We start from the raw sequence: 18,157 nt of genomic DNA on the forward strand, positions 1-18,157 counted from the left end.
TTATCGGTGCTGACAGGCGAGGTACCATTTTTCTAAAGCGTTGATCAGTGCATACAGAAGCATTGCCATCAGGCACAGGAGACAGATACTCATCAGCAGGTGATCCATTTTGAACACCTGGCTTGAGTAGATGATCAAATAACCCAGACCGCTTCTGGCTGCTAGAAATTCTCCGATGATTACGCCCACAAGACAGAGCCCGATATTCACTTTCATAATGTTGATGATAGCCGGAAGAGAGGCAGGGAGAACAACTTTTGTAAGAGCATGGAATTTTGTGCCGTGAAGCGTGTATATCAGTTTGATCTTTTCCGGATCTACAGAGATAAAGCTGGTATACAGACTTAGTATGCTGCCGAAGATCGCTACAGACATTCCGGCTACGATGATCGTAGTGCGATTGGCACCCAGCCATACGATGAGGAGCGGTGCCAGGGCAGATTTAGGCAGACTGTTCAGTACAACCATATATGGATCAAGTATTTCAGATAAATAGCGGAACGTCCAGAGAAGTACCGCCATTAAGATACTGATCAGAATGACAAGCAAAAAGCTTACGATGGTTTCATAGAGTGTGATTCCTATATGATGGAAAATGATTCCATCCACCATCAATTCGCGAAAGCAGAGAACAATCTGTGAGGGACAACTGAAGATAAAGGAATCAATGATCCCGGTGTTAGCAGTGAATTCCCATACGAATAAAAAACCGAACAGAATCAGGATTCTGGATACACAGACGACTCGTCTGTGTCTTTTTTGCATATGAAGATATTTTTGCTGCGCTGCGGATAATTCATGCATCGCTATTCAGCTCCTTCCATATCAGTGAAAAGTAATTTTTAAATTCCTGTGCATTTCTTCTGTTTAATGGAGTATCGTCTTCCAGATTAAAAATCAGTGGGACAGTCTGGTGGACAGTGGCAGGTCTTGAAGTTAAGATAATGATTCTGTCTGCCAGTGAAATTGCTTCTGACAGATCATGAGTCACCAGAATGGCAGTTTTCTTTTCTTTTTTCAGAATCTGTCCAATGTCGTCGCCTACACGCAGTCTGGTCTGATAGTCCAGTGCAGAAAATGGTTCATCAAGAAGCAGGATATCTGGTTCCAGGATAAGGGTACGCACCAGGGCTGCCCGTTGCCGCATACCACCGGAGAGTTCAGATGGTCTGGAATTTTCGAATTGTTTTAGTCCATAAGTATCTAAGAGTTCATGGGCTTTTTCCCTGGTTCTGGCAGAGAGCGTATGCTGAATCTCAAGACCTAAAAGTACATTGTGGTAGATAGTCCGCCATTCAAAGAGCTGGTCGTGCTGAAGCATATAGCCGATATTTGCAGCACTTTCCCGCAAGGATCTCCCGTTGATCTTGATCAGACCTTTTTCGGGCGTGATCAGCCCTGAAATGAGGGACAGTAATGTGGATTTGCCACAGCCGGAAGGTCCGACGATGGCAATGAATTCACTTTCATTTACCGAAAATGAAAGATCTGTGATGGCAGGAGTTTCGCCATCGGCATTATGATAGGAATAATAAATAGATTTTAATTCCAGAATCCGATCAGTATGCTTTTCCATAGAGCCTCCTGAAAAAAGATGTTCTGGTTCATTTTATGAAAATGTAAGAAAAGAGTTCTTGCGACGGTAAGAGAAATGCCATATACTGAATAAACATAAGGTAACAGTAATTATACGAAACAGAGGTGATATCTGAATGAACTATCAGAAAGAACTGGATAAGCTGATCGTAAAGCTGGAAAAAGAAGAGTATGTGCCGACACTTTTACTGCACAGTTGCTGTGCACCCTGCAGCAGTTATGTGTTGGAATATTTAAGTCAGTATTTCCAGATTACGGTTTTTTATTATAATCCGAACATTTATCCGGAGTCCGAGTACTCGAAGCGGATCATTGAGCAGCAGAAGCTGATTGATGAACTGCCTGCAAAGCATAAGATCAGTTTTGTGGCGGGAGAATATGACAAGGATAGATTCTATGATATGGCGAAAGGGCTGGAAGATGCCAGGGAGGGTGGAGAACGTTGTATGCGTTGTTACGAGCTTCGCTTAAGAGAGGCGGCAGAGCTTGCAAGAGATGGCGGCTATGAATATTTTACCACGACACTCAGTATCAGCCCGATGAAGAATGCTCAGAAGTTGAATGAGATTGGAAGCAGGCTGGCGGAAGAATATGGTGTAAAATATCTACTGTCAGACTTCAAGAAAAAGAACGGATATAAACGTTCTGTTGAGTTGTCGAAGGAATACGGACTGTATCGGCAGGATTATTGTGGATGCGTTTATTCCTGGAATGAAGCGGAAGAGAGACGCAGACAAAATACAGAAAAAGCATAGATATGCATCAGAAATGCATAAAAAGTCAGATGAGGGACTTTTCAAGGTTCTGATTGTATGCTAAAATATGTAACTGAATATTTCAAAAGAGAAAACATGATTATAGAAAGAGGGATACCAATGGCACAATTATGGGGCGGACGTTTTACAAAAGAGACGGATCAACTTGTTTACAATTTTAACGCTTCTATTTCATTTGATAAAAAACTGTATGCGCAGGATATCCGTGGAAGTATTGCACATGTGATGATGCTTGCCAAGCAGGAGATTCTGACTGAGACAGAGAAACAGCAGATCATTGAAGGACTGGAAGGAATCCTCGATGATGTGGAGAAGGGTAAACTTGAGATTACAGATAAATACGAAGACATTCACAGCTTTGTGGAAGCGAATCTGATCGACCGGATCGGAGATGCGGGCAAAAAGCTGCATACCGGAAGAAGCCGTAATGATCAGGTGGCACTTGATATGAAGCTGTATACCAGAGATGAAATTGCTCAGATCGATCAGTTGTTAAAGACGCTTTTACGAACGATTCTGGGAATCATGCAGGAGAATACGGAGACAATTATGCCTGGATTTACACATCTGCAGAAGGCACAGCCGATCACACTTGCACATCATATGGGCGCATACTTTGAGATGTTTAAGAGAGATCACGAACGTATGCGTGATATCAGCAAGAGAATGAATACCTGCCCGCTGGGATCAGGAGCTCTTGCAGGTACCACTTACCCACTGGATCGTGATTATACTGCAAAGCTTCTTGGTTTTGACGGACCGACACTGAATAGTATGGACGGTGTATCTGACAGAGATTATCTGCTGGAGCTTCTTTCGGCTTTATCTATTGTCATGATGCATCTTTCACGTTTCTGTGAGGAAGTGATCATCTGGAATTCTAATGAATATCAGTTTGTAGAGATCGATGATGCTTACAGTACCGGAAGTAGTATTATGCCGCAGAAGAAGAATCCGGATATCGCAGAACTTGTAAGGGGTAAGACAGGACGTGTTTATGGCGCGCTTACATCTCTGCTTACTACGATGAAAGGTATTCCGCTTGCTTATAATAAAGATATGCAGGAAGATAAAGAGATGAGTTTCGATGCCATTGATACAGCCAAAGGATGTATTGCACTCTTTACCGGTATGTTGAGTACCATGCAGTTTAAAAAAGATAATATGCATGCAAGTGCCAAGAATGGTTTTACGAATGCTACAGATGCGGCAGATTACCTGGTAAATCACGGTGTTCCGTTCCGTGATGCACATGGCATTGTAGGTCAGCTCGTCCTTTACTGTATTGAGAAGAATATCGCATTGGATGATATGTCATTGGAAGAGTACAAAGCAATTTCTCCGGTATTTGAAGAAGACATTTATGATGCGATCAGCATGGAAACCTGTGTAAATAAACGTCTGACAACTGGAGCACCTGGTAAAGCTGCTATGGAACAGGTGATTCAGATTTACAAACAGTACATCAGAGAATATGATAAATAAGAATGAGACAGGAGGAAAAGGCAATGGATGAAAAGTTAAAAGTAGGTATTTTGGGTGCAACTGGTATGGTAGGTCAGAGATTTATCACACTGCTTGATAATCATCCGTGGTTTGAAGTAGTAACGGTAGCTGCGAGTCCGAGATCAGCAGGCAAGACTTATGAAGAGGCAGTCGGAGGACGTTGGAAGATGGATACTCCGATGCCGGAAGCAGTTAAGAAACTGATTGTACTGAATGTCAATGAAGTGGAGAAAGTGGCATCTACCGTTGATTTTGTATTTAGTGCAGTGGATATGACTAAAGATGAGATTCGCGCGATCGAGGAAGAGTACGCGAAGACAGAGACACCGGTTGTATCTAACAACAGTGCCCACAGATGGACACCGGACGTACCGATGGTAGTACCGGAGATTAATCCGGAGCATTTTGAGGTTATTGCAGCTCAGAAAGAGCGTCTTGGAACCAAACGCGGATTTATTGCCGTTAAACCAAACTGTTCTATCCAGAGCTATGCTCCTTGCCTTGCTGCATGGAAAGAATTTGGACCAAAAGAACTGGTAGTTACTACATACCAGGCAATCTCAGGAGCAGGAAAGACGTTCCGTGACTGGCCGGAGATGGTAGAGAACATTATTCCTTATATCGGTGGAGAGGAAGAAAAGAGCGAACAGGAGCCATTGCGTGTACTTGGTAAAGTTGAAAATGGTCAGATTGTAAAGGCAGAATTGCCAAAGATCACCTGCCAGTGTATTCGTGTACCAGTATTGAATGGACATACAGCAGCTGTATTTATTAATTTTGAGAAGAAACCAACGAAGGAACAGCTGATTCAGGCACTCCGCGATTTCAAGGGATTCCCACAGGAAGCAGAACTTCCAAGTGCTCCAAAGCAGTTTATTCAGTATCTGGAAGAAGATAATCGTCCACAGGTTAAACTGGATGTAGATTACGAACATGGTATGGGTGTATCGATCGGACGTCTGAGAGAAGACAGCATGTATGATTTCAAATTCATCGGACTGTCACATAATACCGTACGTGGTGCTGCAGGTGGAGCAGTGCTTTGCGCTGAAACACTGACAGCAAAAGGATATATTACAAAGAAATAAGGGCAGGGATCAGAAACCTGGCATATACAAGAAGAACTCCCGTGGATTCCACGAGAGTTCTTTTTGTAAGTTTAATCTTCATCATCACTTTCAACCGTGTATGTCTGACGCTTTCTTGCCAGTTCGTCATTTTCCAGATATTCGTCATAGGTGGTGATCTTATCGATCATTTTGCCGCCCGGTACGATTTCCATGATACGGTTGGCAGTGGTCTGCACGATCTGGTGGTCACGGGATGTAAATAAGATCACACCAGGGAATTTGATCATACCGTTATTCAGAGCGGTGATGGATTCCATATCAAGGTGGTTGGTCGGTTCATCAAAAAGCAGTACATTGGCACCGGAGATCATCATCTTAGACAGAAGACAGCGTACCTTCTCGCCACCGGAGAGAACCTTTACTTTCTTAACACCGTCGTCACCACCGAACAGCATACGTCCAAGGAAGCCACGCACGTAAGTGGCATCTTTGTTTTCAGAATACTGTGTCAGCCATTCTACGATGGTATCTTCATTGTCGAATTCAGAGGTGCTGTCCAATGGGAAGTACGCCTGTGAAGTGGTGACACCCCATTTATAAGTACCTTCATCCGGTTCCATCTCACCCATCAGGATCTGGAAAAGTGTTGTCTTAGCAAGCTCATTGCCGCCGACAAATGCAACCTTGTCTTCTCGGTTCAGTGTGAAACTGATATTGTCCAGAATTTTTTCACCCTCAATCGTTTTGCTTAGTCCGTCAACGGTGAGTACCTCATTACCGATGGAACGGTTTGGAGTGAAATTGATGTATGGGTATTTACGGCTAGACGGCTGAATATCATCGAGCTGGATCTTTTCCAGGGCACGTTTACGGGAAGTTGCCTGTTTGGACTTGGAAGCGTTGGCACTGAATCTAGAAATAAAGTCCTGCAACTCTTTGATCTTTTCTTCCTTTTTTTTGTTAGCTTCTTTCATCTGGCGGATCAGCAACTGGCTGGATTCGTACCAGAAGTCATAGTTACCGGCATAGAGCTTGATTTTGCCATAATCGATATCAGCAATCTGTGTACATACCTTATTCAGGAAATAACGGTCATGTGACACTACGATTACGGTATTGTCAAAGTTGATCAGAAATTCTTCCAGCCATCCGATAGCATCCAGATCCAAATGGTTCGTCGGCTCATCCAGAAGCAGGATGTCCGGGTTGCCAAACAGTGCCTGGGCAAGAAGAACTTTTACTTTATCCGGGCCAGGAAGATCCTTCATCATGGTGTAATGGAGTTCGGTACCAATTCCAAGTCCATTCAGAAGTGTAGCGGCATCGGACTCGGCTTCCCATCCGTTCATGGTTGCAAATTCGCCTTCCAGTTCGCTGGCACGGATTCCATCTTCATCAGTAAAATCTTCTTTGGCATAGAGTACTTCTTTTTCTTTCATAATCTCGTACAGTCTGGCATTGCCCATGATGACCGTATCAAGAACCATGTATTCATCATATTTAAAATGATCCTGCTGAAGAAATGACAAACGCTCACCAGGCGTAATAATCACTTCACCGTTGGTAGGCTCTAACTGACCGGACAGAATCTTTAAAAATGTCGATTTACCGGCACCATTTGCTCCGATCAGACCATAGCAGTTGCCTTCGGTAAACTTGATGCTTACATCTTCAAATAGCGCCTTTTTACCGACACGCAGGGTAACATTGCTTGTGCTTATCATAGCTTGATAATCCTCCTTATTCTTATATCCGCAGACAATCTTATCAAAAAAACATGGAAATAGCAAGGAAGCTGGTATATAATTATGCCATACTTGTTGTAATTAGAAAGAAGGGGATATCATGCATCATGCAACCATGATACTGGAAGGCGGAGCCACCAGGGGAGTATTCACATCAGGCGTATTGGACTACCTGATGGAAAAAGAGTTCTATACCTCCCATGTTATCGGCGTATCTGCCGGAAGCTGCAATGGCGTGGATTATGTATCCAGACAGCCAGGCAGGACCAGAGACTGTATGATCCACAGAGAGAAGGAATACAGTTACTATCAGGGAGTAAGAAAGTTTTTAAAAGACAAAAGTTTATTAAATATGGATATGATCTTTGACCGTTATCCGAATGAAATCTATCCATTTGATTATGATACATTTTTTGCATCCAATATAAAATGTGAGATTGTAGCGACAAACTGCGTGACCGGTAAAGCAGAATATATGGAAGAACACAGTGACAGAGAACGTCTGATGAGGCTGTGCCGTGCATCCAGCAGTATGCCGCTGGTTTCACCGATGGTGAATATTGATGGTGTGCCATATCTGGATGGTGGAGTGGCTGATTCTGTGCCGATCCGTCATGCATTGAAAAGTGGCAATGACAAGATCATCGTAGTGCTTACGCGTAATCCGGGTTACCGAAAGAAACCGGTGTCTAAGGGGACGGCGAAGCTTTACCGCAAAGCATACAAGAGTTATCCAAAGATGGCGGCGTGTGCTGTTCACAGGAATCGTATGTATAACCGTACGATGGAACTGGTAGAGAAGCTGGAAGCAGAAGGAAGGATTTATGTGATTCGTCCGATGGTTCCGACGGTATCCAGATTGGAGCGTGATTATGATAAGCTGATGAGCTTTTATGAGCATGGTTATGCTCTGATGAAGAAGGAGTATACGAATCTGCTCCGATATATGGAAGAATAAGACAGAACTGGAGATAATATATGGGTAAATCGCTATATATCGCTGAGAAACCAAGTGTGGCGCAGGAATTTGCCAAGGCACTCCACTTAAAGACAAAGCGCGGCGACGGCTATCTGGAGGCTGAAGATAGTATTGTGACATGGTGTGTGGGACATCTGGTCACGATGAGCTATCCAGAAGTCTACGATATGAAATACAAACGGTGGAGTCTGGAGACTCTGCCTTTTTTGCCGGATGAATTCAAATACGAAGTTATTCCACAGACTTCCAAACAGTTTCGGATTGTATCCGGTTTGTTGAAACGAGATGATGTAGATACCATTTATGTCTGTACCGACTCCGGTCGTGAGGGAGAATACATTTATCGTCTGGTGGAACAGATGACCGGTGTACAGAATAAAAAGAGATTAAGAGTCTGGATTGATTCCCAGACAGAAGAAGAAATCCTGCGTGGGATCAGAGAGGCAAAGGATCTGTCAGAATATGATAATCTATCGGCATCGGCTTATCTGCGCGCCAAAGAGGATTATCTGATGGGAATTAATTTTTCACGTCTTCTGACATTGAAATACGGTAACAGTATATCGAATTATCTGAATAAAAAGTATTCCGTTATTTCTGTAGGAAGAGTTATGACCTGTGTACTTGGCATGGTTGTCCGCAGAGAACGGGAAATCCGTGAATTTGTGGAGACTCCGTTTTACCGTGTCCTCAGTACCGTAGAAGTGAATGGGCAGAAGCTGGAAGGCGAGTGGAAAGCGGTAGAAGGTTCCAGGTATTATGCATCTCCGCTTCTTTACAAGGAAAACGGATTCAAGAAAAAAGAAACCGCGGAGGAACTGATCCGTTATCTAAAAGAAGAAGAGCCGTGTATGTATCGGATCGAATCCATTGAAAAGAAAAAAGAAAAGAAGAATCCACCACTGCTGTTTAACCTGGCGGAACTTCAGAATGAATGTTCCAAGCGCTTTAAGATCAGTCCTGACGAGACACTGCGGGTAGTACAGGAACTCTATGAGAAGAAACTGGTTACTTATCCGAGAACGGATGCCAGAGTGCTTTCAACGGCTGTGGCAAAGGAAATTCATAAGAATCTGAACGGACTCATGAAATATAGTCTGGCGGTACCATTTCTGAATGATATCGTGACTATGGGAAGTCATAAGGGACTGGCAAAGACTCGATATGTGAATGATAAGCAGATTACAGACCACTATGCGATCATTCCGACCGGGCAGGGAGAGAGTGCGTTAAAGAGTTTGTCTCATTTGTCCGGGCAGATCTATGATGTAATCGTTCGGAGATTCTTAAGTATATTCTATCCGCCAGCGGTATATCAGAAAGTGTTGGTAACCGGTAAGATAAGAGAAGAGTCATTTTTTACCAGTACCAAAGTTCTGGCAGAAAAGGGATATATGAAAGTAGCTGGTGTGCCGGGACAAAAGGAGGAGGACGAAGCTGGAGAAAATGCACTTCTGCAAGCAGTTAAATCACTCCGTAAAGGCATGTGTCTTCCGGTGACAGACCTGTCTATCCGGGAAGGGAAGACCTCTCCGCCAAAACGGTATAATTCCGGTTCGTTGATTCTTGCAATGGAAAATGCAGGCCAGCTCATTGAGGACGAGGAACTTCGCGCCCAGATTAAAGGAAGTGGTATTGGAACCAGCGCTACCAGAGGAGAGATTCTGAAGAAGTTATTTAATAATGGCTATCTGGCACTGAATAAAAAGACACAGATCGTAACGCCGACACTGGAAGGCGAGATGATTTATGATGTGGTGGAACATTCTATTCGATCCCTTTTGAATCCGGAGCTTACCGCAAGTTGGGAAAAGGGGCTTACTTATGTGGCTGAAGGCGATATTACTTCAGAAGAATATATGACTAAATTAGAGAACTTTATACGGTCCAGAACCATGGGGGTACTGCGGCTGAATAATCAATATGAACTGCGCGGATGTTATGACCGTGCGGCTGGATTTTATAAGAAAGGAAAGAAATCATGAAAGAAATAACTGTCAAAGAACTGTATACACTGGATGAGACGATTGCGAAGGACTTGTTTGAAGGAGTTACTTATCCATGGGAAGTGTTACCAAAGATCAGCGCATTCATCCTGAAATTGGGAGCTACGCTTCCGGCAGACGAGTATGAGAAAATTGGGGATGACGTATGGATCGCCAGATCTGCCAATGTATTTCCATCTGCATACATTCACGGACCGGCAATTATCGGTAAGAATGCAGAAGTGAGACACTGTGCGTTTATCCGTGGCAATGCGATCGTAGGTGAAGGTGCGGTTGTGGGTAATTCTACAGAGCTGAAAAATGTTGTGCTATTTAACAAAGTTCAGGTACCACATTACAATTATGTGGGTGATTCCATTCTTGGTTATAAGGCGCATATGGGAGCAGGTTCTATTACTTCTAATGTGAAATCCGACAAGAAGCTGGTAGTTGTTAAGACTCCGGAAGGCAATATTGAGACTGGTATCAAGAAATTCGGAGCAATGCTTGGAGATGAAGTAGAGGTAGGTTGCGGATCTGTGCTGAATCCCGGAACAGTTGTGGGGGCACACAGTAATATCTATCCGCTTTCATCCGTAAGAGGAGTGGTGCCGGCAGGAAGCATTTACAAAAAACAGGGAGAGGTTGTTGAAAAATATGGAATCTAAGATTCGAATAGCGGAAGATAAATTTAATCACATGTATAACTGCTGTCAGTCAGTTATATGTTGCTATTGTGAGGAATTTGGCTTAGAAGAAAAAGATGTATTTCGCATGACAGAAGGGTTTGGTCTGGGAATGGGAGGCCTGAAAGATACTTGCGGTGCAGTTGTTGGGATGTTTATGACCATAGGTCTTGCCAATTCAGCAGGGAATCTCTCTGATCCATACATGACGAAATCAGATACTTATACCAAGATTATGGAGGCCGCTCGTCTGTTTGAAGAAAAGAAGGGCTCTCTGATGTGCAGAGATTTGCTTACGGATAAAGGAGCACAGCCATTGCCATGCTGCAGAGAATGTGTGAAAACAGCAGTAGAAGTATTAGAGATTATCATATAGCATAAAAAGATTCGGCCTTTAAACCGAATCTTTTTTACTTTACAGGAAATTGCTTTCCCGTAAAGTAAAAACCGCTCCGCGAGGATGCGCACTGCGGCGGATAAGGTAGATGTCGCAAGCGACCGCCGCAGGCGCGAGAATGTGCCAAGGCACATTCTTTGTTCTTGACAGTATATTCATCCTGTGATACTATAACAACATTAACTTTAATGCTTTAAAGCGCAACGGTCTAAAGCGGCGGTGTTTTTTGCAGATGAGAGAAATGAATGGAGGAAATGAATATGTCGAAAGAATTACTGTGTGCCATAATGTTAATCATCTTTTTTGGAGTTATGGTGTACGTTGGATTTTATTCTAGAAAACATGCGAAAGATGTGAATGGTTTTGTTCTTGGCGGGCGCGGTGTAGGTCCATGGCTTACAGCGTTTGCTTTCGGAACATCATACTTTTCAGCAGTTATTTTTGTGGGATATGCGGGACAGTTTGGCTGGAACTTTGGACTTGCATCTACATGGGCAGGACTTGGTAATGCGTTTATCGGTTCTCTGCTTGCGTGGAATGTTCTGGGAAGAAGAACAAGAGTTATGACGCAGCATCTGGATGCCAAGACAATGCCGGATTTTTTCGGAAAAAGATTTGAATCTGTCCCATTAAAAGTGGCAGCTTCTGTGATTGTATTTATCTTTCTGATTCCATACACTGCATCCCTTTACAACGGATTATCCAGTCTGTTTGGTCTGGTGTTTGATATTCCTTACTGGGTGGTGATTGTAGTTATGGCAGTACTGACCGGTGTGTATGTTATCTTTGGCGGTTACATGGCTACAGCAATCAATGATTTTATTCAGGGAATTATCATGCTGTTTGGTATCTGTGCTGTAATCAGTGCGGTACTGATGGATAACGGAGGACTGCTTAATGCTACCAGAACACTTGCTTCTGTTACCGGAGATGCGGGATGGCAGGGCGCGTATACAGCATTTCTCGGACCGGATCCGTTGGCACTTCTTTTTGTAGTCATCCTTACATCTCTTGGTACCTGGGGATTGCCGCAGATGGTTGGTAAATTCTATGCCATTAAGAGTGAAAAGGATATCCATAAAGGTACCGTGATTTCTACGATATTTGCGATTATCGTGGCAGGCGGATGTTACTTTCTTGGAGGCTTCGGTCGGTTATATGCGAACCGTGTTGTGATCAATGAAATGACCGGAAAACCGTTATTTGACACGATCATCCCTACGATGTTATCGACACTTCCGTCTATTGTAATTGCGGTGGTAATTGTGCTTGTATTGTCGGCATCAATGTCCACACTGTCATCACTGGTACTAACGTCCAGTTCTACATTTACACTGGATGTGATCAGACCGGCATTAAAGAAAAAAATACCGGATGAACAGCTGGTATCTACGATGCGGTTATTCATTGTATTTTTCATCATCGTATCTGCAGTGATCGCAATCTTCAAGGATGCACATCCGGAAGTTACATTTATTGCCCAGATGATGGGTGTGTCCTGGGGAGCACTTGCAGGAGCATTTCTTGCACCGTTCTTATATGGACTGTACTGGAAAGGAATCAGCAAGACATCCGTAGCTGTATGCTTTGTCTGGGGATGTGCTGTGGCTGTACTGCAGTTAGTGATCACACTTACAGGAACCGATGTGAGCGGCTGGGGAACTGTACTCAGTTACATTTTTAAATCATCTATTAATTCCGGTGTGGTAGCAATGGTAGGCGGACTGATTATTGTTCCGATCGTAAGTTCATTTACAGGAAAACAGGATAAGAAAGTTCTGGAAAATATTTTCTCATGCTACAGTGAAACAATTACGATCACAAAGAAAACTTCTCTTCAGGAGTAAAACGCGATTTTGGAAATGTAAAAGTATCATATCAGAATTAAAACACAGACTGTGGTTGACAATAACTACAGTCTGCTGTATTATGTTCACATATACAGATCTGTGAAATTAATTGTTGACTTTTTTTGAGAACTATAATACTATTAATACATGACAACGAACGAATGTTCGGGGAAGCGTTCGAGATGTAAGGAGATTATAACATGGCAAGTGATGATAAGAAGAAAGCATTAGATGCAGCGATAGCGAAGCTGGAGAAGGATTTTGGTAAAGGTACAGTGATGAAGCTGGGGGATCCGGCTGCCAGAGTTGCAGTAGAGACTGTTCCGACAGGTTCTCTGAGCCTGGATATTGCATTAGGACTTGGCGGGGTACCAAGAGGACGAGTGATCGAGATATATGGTCCGGAGTCAAGTGGTAAGACTACAGTAGCACTTCATATGATTTCAGAGGTACAGAAGCAGGGTGGTATTGCAGGATTTATTGATGCAGAGCATGCACTGGATCCTGTATATGCGAAGAATATCGGTGTGAATATTGACGAACTGTATATTTCACAACCGGACAGCGGTGATCAGGCTTTGGAGATCACTGAGACTATGGTACGTTCCGGTGCGATGGATATTATCGTAGTGGACTCTGTAGCAGCGCTTGTACCGAGACAGGAGATTGAAGGTGATATGGGTGATTCGCATGTGGGTCTGCAGGCCAGACTGATGTCTCAGGCGCTTAGAAAGCTTACACCTGTTATCAGTAAGTCGAACTGTGTAGTGATCTTTATCAACCAGTTACGTGAGAAGGTTGGTGTGATGTTTGGCAATCCAGAGACTACTACAGGTGGTCGTGCGTTGAAGTTCTATGCTTCTATCCGTATGGATATCCGTCGTATTGAGACTTTGAAGCAGAGCGGCGAGATGGTGGGTAACCGAGTTCGTGTTAAAGTGGTTAAGAACAAGATCGCACCACCTTTCAAAGAGGCTGAATTTGACATCATGTTCGGTAAAGGTATTTCCAGGGAAGGAGATATCCTGGATCTGGCGACGAACCTTGGTATTGTGAATAAGAGTGGATCATGGTTTGCTTATGATGGAGATAAGATTGGACAGGGACGTGAGAACGCCAAGCAGTGGCTTGCATCTCATCCGGATAAGATGGAAGAGATCGATCATAAAGTACGTGCACATTATCAGGTGTCTGAGGATGCAGATGCAACAGAAGAGACCGCAGATTCAGACAAGAGTGCGGGAAAAGATGTGGAATAAAAGATGCAGATTACAGATATCAAATCGGTAAGTAAGACTAAGTTTAAAGTATATCTGGATGGACAGTTCGCCTTTACGCTTTATAAAGGCGAACTGTTTCGCTATAGAATACAGGAAGATGGCGAGCTGAGTGAAGAAGTATATCAGGAAATCCGGGAAAAGGTTGTTTTGAAAAGGGCAAAGTTACGGGCGATGCATCTGCTGAATGATATGGACCGGACAGAAAGCCAGCTTCGCACCAAGCTGCTGAATGGTGATTATCCGGCAGATATTGCGGATGAGGCAATTGCTACGTGAAGTCGTTTGGCTATATTAACGACGAGTCTTATATCCGACGATTCATTGAAAGCAAGAAGAATAGTAAAAGTAAGAAAGAGATTTATGCACTTTTGATGAAGAAAGGTGTAGATATGGAGCGGGTACAGGAGATTCTGAGTGAATACTACAGTGCAGAAGATTCTCTGAATGCTATACGTGATCTTTTACGGAAAAAGAGATATGATCCAAAGAGTGCTACGGATCAGGAAATGCGCAAAATATACGGCTATCTGGCAAGAAAAGGATTTGGTTATGAAGATATCCGTCAAGTAATACAGATTAACGAGTGGAATACTTGACATATTTGTGAAAACAGTATAAAATTTAAATGTTGTATTTGTACAATGAAAATTTAATAAGGAGGTGCTCCTGTGCCAATAGGAATTGTGATTGCTGTAGCCGCAGTGTTAGTCATTGTAGCCGCAGTTGTCAGTCATTTCGTGACGGTATCCAATCTCAGGAAGAATGCTGAGTCTAAAATTGGTAATGCGGAAAGCAGAGCTCGCGAGATTATTGATGATGCAGTTAAAACAGCCGAGGCGAAGAAGAAGGAATCTCTCTTGGAAATTAAAGAAGAATCTATCAAGACGAAGAATGAGCTCGAAAAGGAAACCAAAGAACGTAGAGCAGAGTTACAGCGTTATGAGAAGAGAGTTCTGTCCAAGGAAGAGTCTTTAGACAAGAAGTCTGACGCAATCGAGAGACGTGAAGCGGCATTTACGGCAAAGGAAGAACATTTACGTCAGCGCGAAGCGAAAGTGGAAGAGCTGAGTAAGCAAAGAGTACAGGAACTGGAAAGAATCTCAGGACTTACCTCCGAACAGGCAAAAGAATATTTGTTAAAAACTGTTGAAGACGATGTGAAACATGACACTGCGAAAATGATAAAAGAAATGGAAGCGCAGGCAAAGGAAGAGGCAGACAAGAAGGCAAAGGAATATGTTGTTACTGCTATCCAGAGATGCGCTGCCGATCATGTAGCAGAGACCACCATTTCGGTTGTTCAGCTTCCGAATGATGAGATGAAGGGAAGGATTATCGGACGAGAGGGTCGTAATATACGTACACTCGAAACTCTGACAGGTGTAGAACTGATTATTGATGATACACCGGAAGCAGTAGTTCTCTCCGGATTCGATCCGATTCGCCGTGAAGTGGCGCGAATCGCTTTGGAGAAGTTGATCGTAGACGGACGCATTCATCCGGCAAGAATCGAAGAGATGGTAGAAAAAGCGCAGAAGGAAGTAGATGCGATCATTCGTGAGGAAGGTGAAGCAGCAGCTCTCGAAGTTGGTGTTCATGGCATCCATCCAGAATTGATCAAGCTTCTTGGACGTATGAAGTTCAGAACGAGCTATGGACAGAATGCATTGAAGCATTCCATTGAAGTAGCACAGCTTCCGGATTATTAGCCGGAGAGATCGGTCTGGATGTACGTCTTGCTAAGCGTGCCGGACTTCTGCACGATATTGGTAAATCCATTGACCACGATGTTGAAGGATCGCATATTCAGATAGGTGTGGATCTTTGTAGAAAATACAAGGAGTCAGCAACCGTCATTAATGCGGTTGAGTCACATCATGGCGATGTAGAGCCGGAAACTCTGATCGCATGTGTAGTACAGGCGGCAGATACAATTTCAGCAGCAAGACCAGGTGCGAGAAGAGAGACAATCGAAACATACACAAACAGATTAAAACAATTAGAGGATATCAGCAACCAGTTTAAGGGTGTTGAAAAATCTTTTGCTATTCAGGCAGGTAGAGAGATTCGAATCATGGTAGTTCCAGAACAGGTATCTGATGCAGATATGGTATTACTGGCCAGAGATATTTCGAAACAGATTGAATATGAATTGGAATATCCGGGACAGATTAAGGTAAATGTCATCCGTGAATCACGGGTAACAGATTACGCAAAATAAGGCATCTGTATAGAAGATAAATGTCAGAAAAACCGGGCTTCGGCCCGGTTTTTTGCATAATTAAAGAATGTAGCATTATTTTATAACAACTATCATAAAGCGAACATCATAAAATGAAAGGAGAACGCAAATGGCTGATGAAGTAAGAAGAATAAAAAGAGAACTGGTGCACAAAGGAGCAGTGCTGGACATTTACTGTGACACTATGCAGTTTGAAAATGGTAATATCGCTAAATGGGACTTTATTCATCACGACGGTGCGGCGGCTGTAGTGCCGGTTATGGATGACGGAAGACTTCTGATGGTGCGTCAGTACCGGAATGCATTAGAGAGATATACACTGGAGCTTCCGGCTGGCAAGCTTGATGATCCGAACGAGGAAGGGATTGTATGTGCTGCCAGAGAACTGGAAGAGGAGACGGGATATCGTTCGGATAAACTGGAATGGCTGATCACGCTACGGACTACGGTTGCATTCTGTGATGAACGGATTGAGATTTTTACAGCACATGATCTGATACCGACCAACCAGAATTTGGATGAGGATGAGTATATTGACGTGAAAGCCTATACATTGGATGAACTGAAGAAAAAGATCTTTTCCGGTGAGATTGAGGATTCCAAGACAATCGCTGCCATCATGGCATATGCAGTGAAATATAATCGCTAAAGCAGGTATAAAGGAATGAAGCTGGCATATAATGAAATATCCTGACAGTACGAGGTGAGCAATGATAAAGAATCAGAGCAGAGTAGTGATATTGATTTATATGATTGGTTTTCTGTTGGGGATTGTCTATATGAATATGAGTGCTGGAGAATATATCTCGTCTATGGGAATATTTAACCGGAATTTTGCAGAGCAATTTCAGAAAGCGGACATAAAAGGGGTACAGTACCTGGGATATCTCGTTCGGCTGCGTGTTTTACCCGCGATTATTCTTGCACTGATCGGAACGACACGCTTTCGCAGAATCGGTTCAACTGTATTTCTGGTATGGACGGGCATACTTTGCGGCGTGTATTTTACATGTGCGGTAATGAATCACGGGGTTAGCGGCGTGTTGTTTTGTGTGGTTGGATTGCTGCCACATATGGCATGTTATTTGTTTGCATATGGCATTTTGCTTATGACAATCTTCTTCTATCCAAAAAAACAGTGGAATTATGAAAAAACTATAGCATTTTGTCTTGCTATTTGTATGGGTATTGCGTTAGAATATAAAGCGAATCCAGTTTTGGTAAAAATGATACTAAAAAGGATTTGATTTTTACCGCATTTTTACTTATAATCTTATATATACAATAGGAGATAAGAATATGGAAAATAAAGTATTAGAGTATGTTGAATATCTGAAAAAAACAAAAGGAATTTCCTTGAATACTGAGATGGCATACAGGCGTGATCTGATGAAGCTTGTAAAGTATCTTGATGCACAGAATGTATCTGATGTTACACAGATTACGGTCACAAATTTGAATTCTTACATGCTTTATATGGAGAAACAAGGGCTGACCAATACGACAATATCAAGAAATGTTGCATCCATAAAAGGATTTTTCCAATATCTTGTCAGAGAAGGAATTCTGGATGAGGATGTGTCTTCTACACTGACCAGTCCAAAGATTGAGCGGCGTGCACCGAAGAGTGCATCCAAGGAAGATGTTAAGAAAGTGCTTGCTGTTCCTAATGGCAAGACACCGAAGCTTTTGAGAGACAAAGCAATGATCGAACTGTTATATTCTACCGGTATCATGGTAGAAGAACTGGTCGGTCTGAAAGTGGGCGATATCAATACAGAACTTGGATATTTGCAGTGCCATTTTGAAGGTAATCAGAATGCATATCCGTTAGATCGTCAGGCGCAGAAAGCAATGAACGCATATTTGAGAAGCGGTCGTGATAAGCTGCTTAAGGGTACGGAATCAGACATTCTTTTCCCGAATATTTCAGGAAAGAAGATGAGCCGTCAGGGCTTTTGGAAGATTCTGAAAGGTTATGCTGCTAAGGCAGGAATTAAGGGAACAATTACTCCAAGTATGCTTCGTCATTCTTGATTGGTCCT

General features: G+C 43.0%; 17 protein-coding genes and 1 pseudogene. 15 read left to right on the forward strand and 3 right to left on the reverse strand.

What is annotated here, in order from left to right; translation table 11 throughout:
- Together DXA18_RS08445 and DXA18_RS08450 are read right to left on the reverse strand one after the other, a co-directional pair.
- Positions 1 to 804 carry an ABC transporter permease gene (locus DXA18_RS08445; RefSeq protein ID WP_118383535.1) on the reverse strand — a complete coding sequence of 268 codons (804 nt, stop codon included), beginning with the start codon at positions 802 to 804 and terminating at the stop codon, positions 1 to 3.
- Positions 797 to 1,576: an ABC transporter ATP-binding protein gene (locus tag DXA18_RS08450; protein ID WP_118383536.1), complete on the reverse strand. Its 780-nt coding sequence runs from the start codon at positions 1,574 to 1,576 to the stop codon at positions 797 to 799. The genes DXA18_RS08445 and DXA18_RS08450 overlap by 8 nt, the downstream gene beginning before the upstream one ends.
- A gap of 136 nt (positions 1,577 to 1,712) precedes the next feature.
- Between DXA18_RS08450 and DXA18_RS08455 the strand changes: the two genes are divergently transcribed.
- The 3 genes from DXA18_RS08455 to asd all read left to right on the forward strand — a co-directional run bounded on the left by DXA18_RS08455 (position 1,713) and on the right by asd (position 4,966).
- Positions 1,713 to 2,351 carry an epoxyqueuosine reductase QueH gene (locus DXA18_RS08455; protein ID WP_118383537.1) on the forward strand — a complete coding sequence of 213 codons (639 nt, stop codon included), beginning with the start codon at positions 1,713 to 1,715 and terminating at the stop codon, positions 2,349 to 2,351.
- 120 nt (positions 2,352 to 2,471) lie between these two features.
- The gene (gene argH, locus DXA18_RS08460; protein ID WP_118383538.1) at positions 2,472 to 3,857 is read left to right on the forward strand and encodes an argininosuccinate lyase; all 1,386 of its coding nucleotides are present in this window, start codon (positions 2,472 to 2,474) and stop codon (positions 3,855 to 3,857) included.
- 23 nt (positions 3,858 to 3,880) lie between these two features.
- Positions 3,881 to 4,966 (forward strand): aspartate-semialdehyde dehydrogenase, encoded by a 1,086-nt coding sequence (asd, locus tag DXA18_RS08465; RefSeq protein WP_118383539.1) that lies wholly within the window; start codon positions 3,881 to 3,883, stop codon positions 4,964 to 4,966.
- A gap of 71 nt (positions 4,967 to 5,037) precedes the next feature.
- Here asd and DXA18_RS08470 read toward each other — a convergent pair whose 3' ends face one another.
- Positions 5,038 to 6,672: an ABC-F family ATP-binding cassette domain-containing protein gene (locus DXA18_RS08470; protein ID WP_118383540.1), complete on the reverse strand. Its 1,635-nt coding sequence runs from the start codon at positions 6,670 to 6,672 to the stop codon at positions 5,038 to 5,040.
- 121 nt (positions 6,673 to 6,793) lie between these two features.
- Between DXA18_RS08470 and DXA18_RS08475 the strand changes: the two genes are divergently transcribed.
- From DXA18_RS08475 to DXA18_RS08525, 12 genes and pseudogenes are all read left to right on the forward strand, one after another.
- Positions 6,794 to 7,651: a patatin-like phospholipase family protein gene (locus DXA18_RS08475; protein WP_118383541.1), complete on the forward strand. Its 858-nt coding sequence runs from the start codon at positions 6,794 to 6,796 to the stop codon at positions 7,649 to 7,651.
- Positions 7,652 to 7,671: 20 nt separating this feature from the next.
- Positions 7,672 to 9,657, forward strand: coding sequence for a DNA topoisomerase III (gene topB, locus DXA18_RS08480; protein ID WP_118383542.1), 1,986 nt, complete (start codon positions 7,672 to 7,674; stop codon positions 9,655 to 9,657).
- Entirely contained in the window at positions 9,654 to 10,325 is a 672-nt protein-coding gene (locus tag DXA18_RS08485; RefSeq protein ID WP_118383543.1) for a UDP-N-acetylglucosamine pyrophosphorylase, read from the forward strand. Before topB ends, DXA18_RS08485 begins: the two co-directional genes overlap by 4 nt.
- Positions 10,315 to 10,719, forward strand: a complete 405-nt coding sequence (locus tag DXA18_RS08490; RefSeq protein WP_118383564.1) for a C-GCAxxG-C-C family protein — start codon at positions 10,315 to 10,317, stop codon at positions 10,717 to 10,719. The genes DXA18_RS08485 and DXA18_RS08490 overlap by 11 nt, the downstream gene beginning before the upstream one ends.
- Positions 10,720 to 11,000: 281 nt before the next feature.
- Positions 11,001 to 12,587 (forward strand): sodium:solute symporter family transporter, encoded by a 1,587-nt coding sequence (locus tag DXA18_RS08495; protein WP_118383565.1) that lies wholly within the window; start codon positions 11,001 to 11,003, stop codon positions 12,585 to 12,587.
- Positions 12,588 to 12,790: 203 nt separating this feature from the next.
- Entirely contained in the window at positions 12,791 to 13,849 is a 1,059-nt protein-coding gene (gene recA, locus DXA18_RS08500; protein ID WP_118383544.1) for a recombinase RecA, read from the forward strand.
- A 3-nt stretch (positions 13,850 to 13,852) separates the two neighbouring features.
- Positions 13,853 to 14,146: a hypothetical protein gene (locus DXA18_RS16870; RefSeq protein WP_330424489.1), complete on the forward strand. Its 294-nt coding sequence runs from the start codon at positions 13,853 to 13,855 to the stop codon at positions 14,144 to 14,146.
- On the forward strand, positions 14,143 to 14,466 hold the full coding sequence (locus tag DXA18_RS16875; RefSeq protein ID WP_330424490.1) for a regulatory protein RecX: 324 nt from the start codon (positions 14,143 to 14,145) through the stop codon (positions 14,464 to 14,466). The genes DXA18_RS16870 and DXA18_RS16875 overlap by 4 nt, the downstream gene beginning before the upstream one ends.
- 72 nt (positions 14,467 to 14,538) lie before the next feature.
- A pseudogene (rny, locus tag DXA18_RS08510) lies at positions 14,539 to 16,091 on the forward strand (ribonuclease Y).
- 130 nt (positions 16,092 to 16,221) lie between these two features.
- Positions 16,222 to 16,761: an NUDIX hydrolase gene (locus DXA18_RS08515; protein ID WP_118383545.1), complete on the forward strand. Its 540-nt coding sequence runs from the start codon at positions 16,222 to 16,224 to the stop codon at positions 16,759 to 16,761.
- Positions 16,762 to 16,822: 61 nt separating this feature from the next.
- Positions 16,823 to 17,359 (forward strand): stage II sporulation protein M, encoded by a 537-nt coding sequence (locus DXA18_RS08520; protein WP_118383546.1) that lies wholly within the window; start codon positions 16,823 to 16,825, stop codon positions 17,357 to 17,359.
- Between the two features lie 52 nt (positions 17,360 to 17,411).
- Positions 17,412 to 18,149, forward strand: coding sequence for a tyrosine-type recombinase/integrase (locus DXA18_RS08525; RefSeq protein ID WP_118383547.1), 738 nt, complete (start codon positions 17,412 to 17,414; stop codon positions 18,147 to 18,149).
- Positions 18,150 to 18,157: the final 8 nt, after the last annotated feature.

Origin of the sequence: Dorea sp. AM58-8, assembly GCF_003464045.1 — a bacterium.
GTDB lineage: Bacteria > Bacillota > Clostridia > Lachnospirales > Lachnospiraceae > Claveliimonas > Claveliimonas ammoniilytica.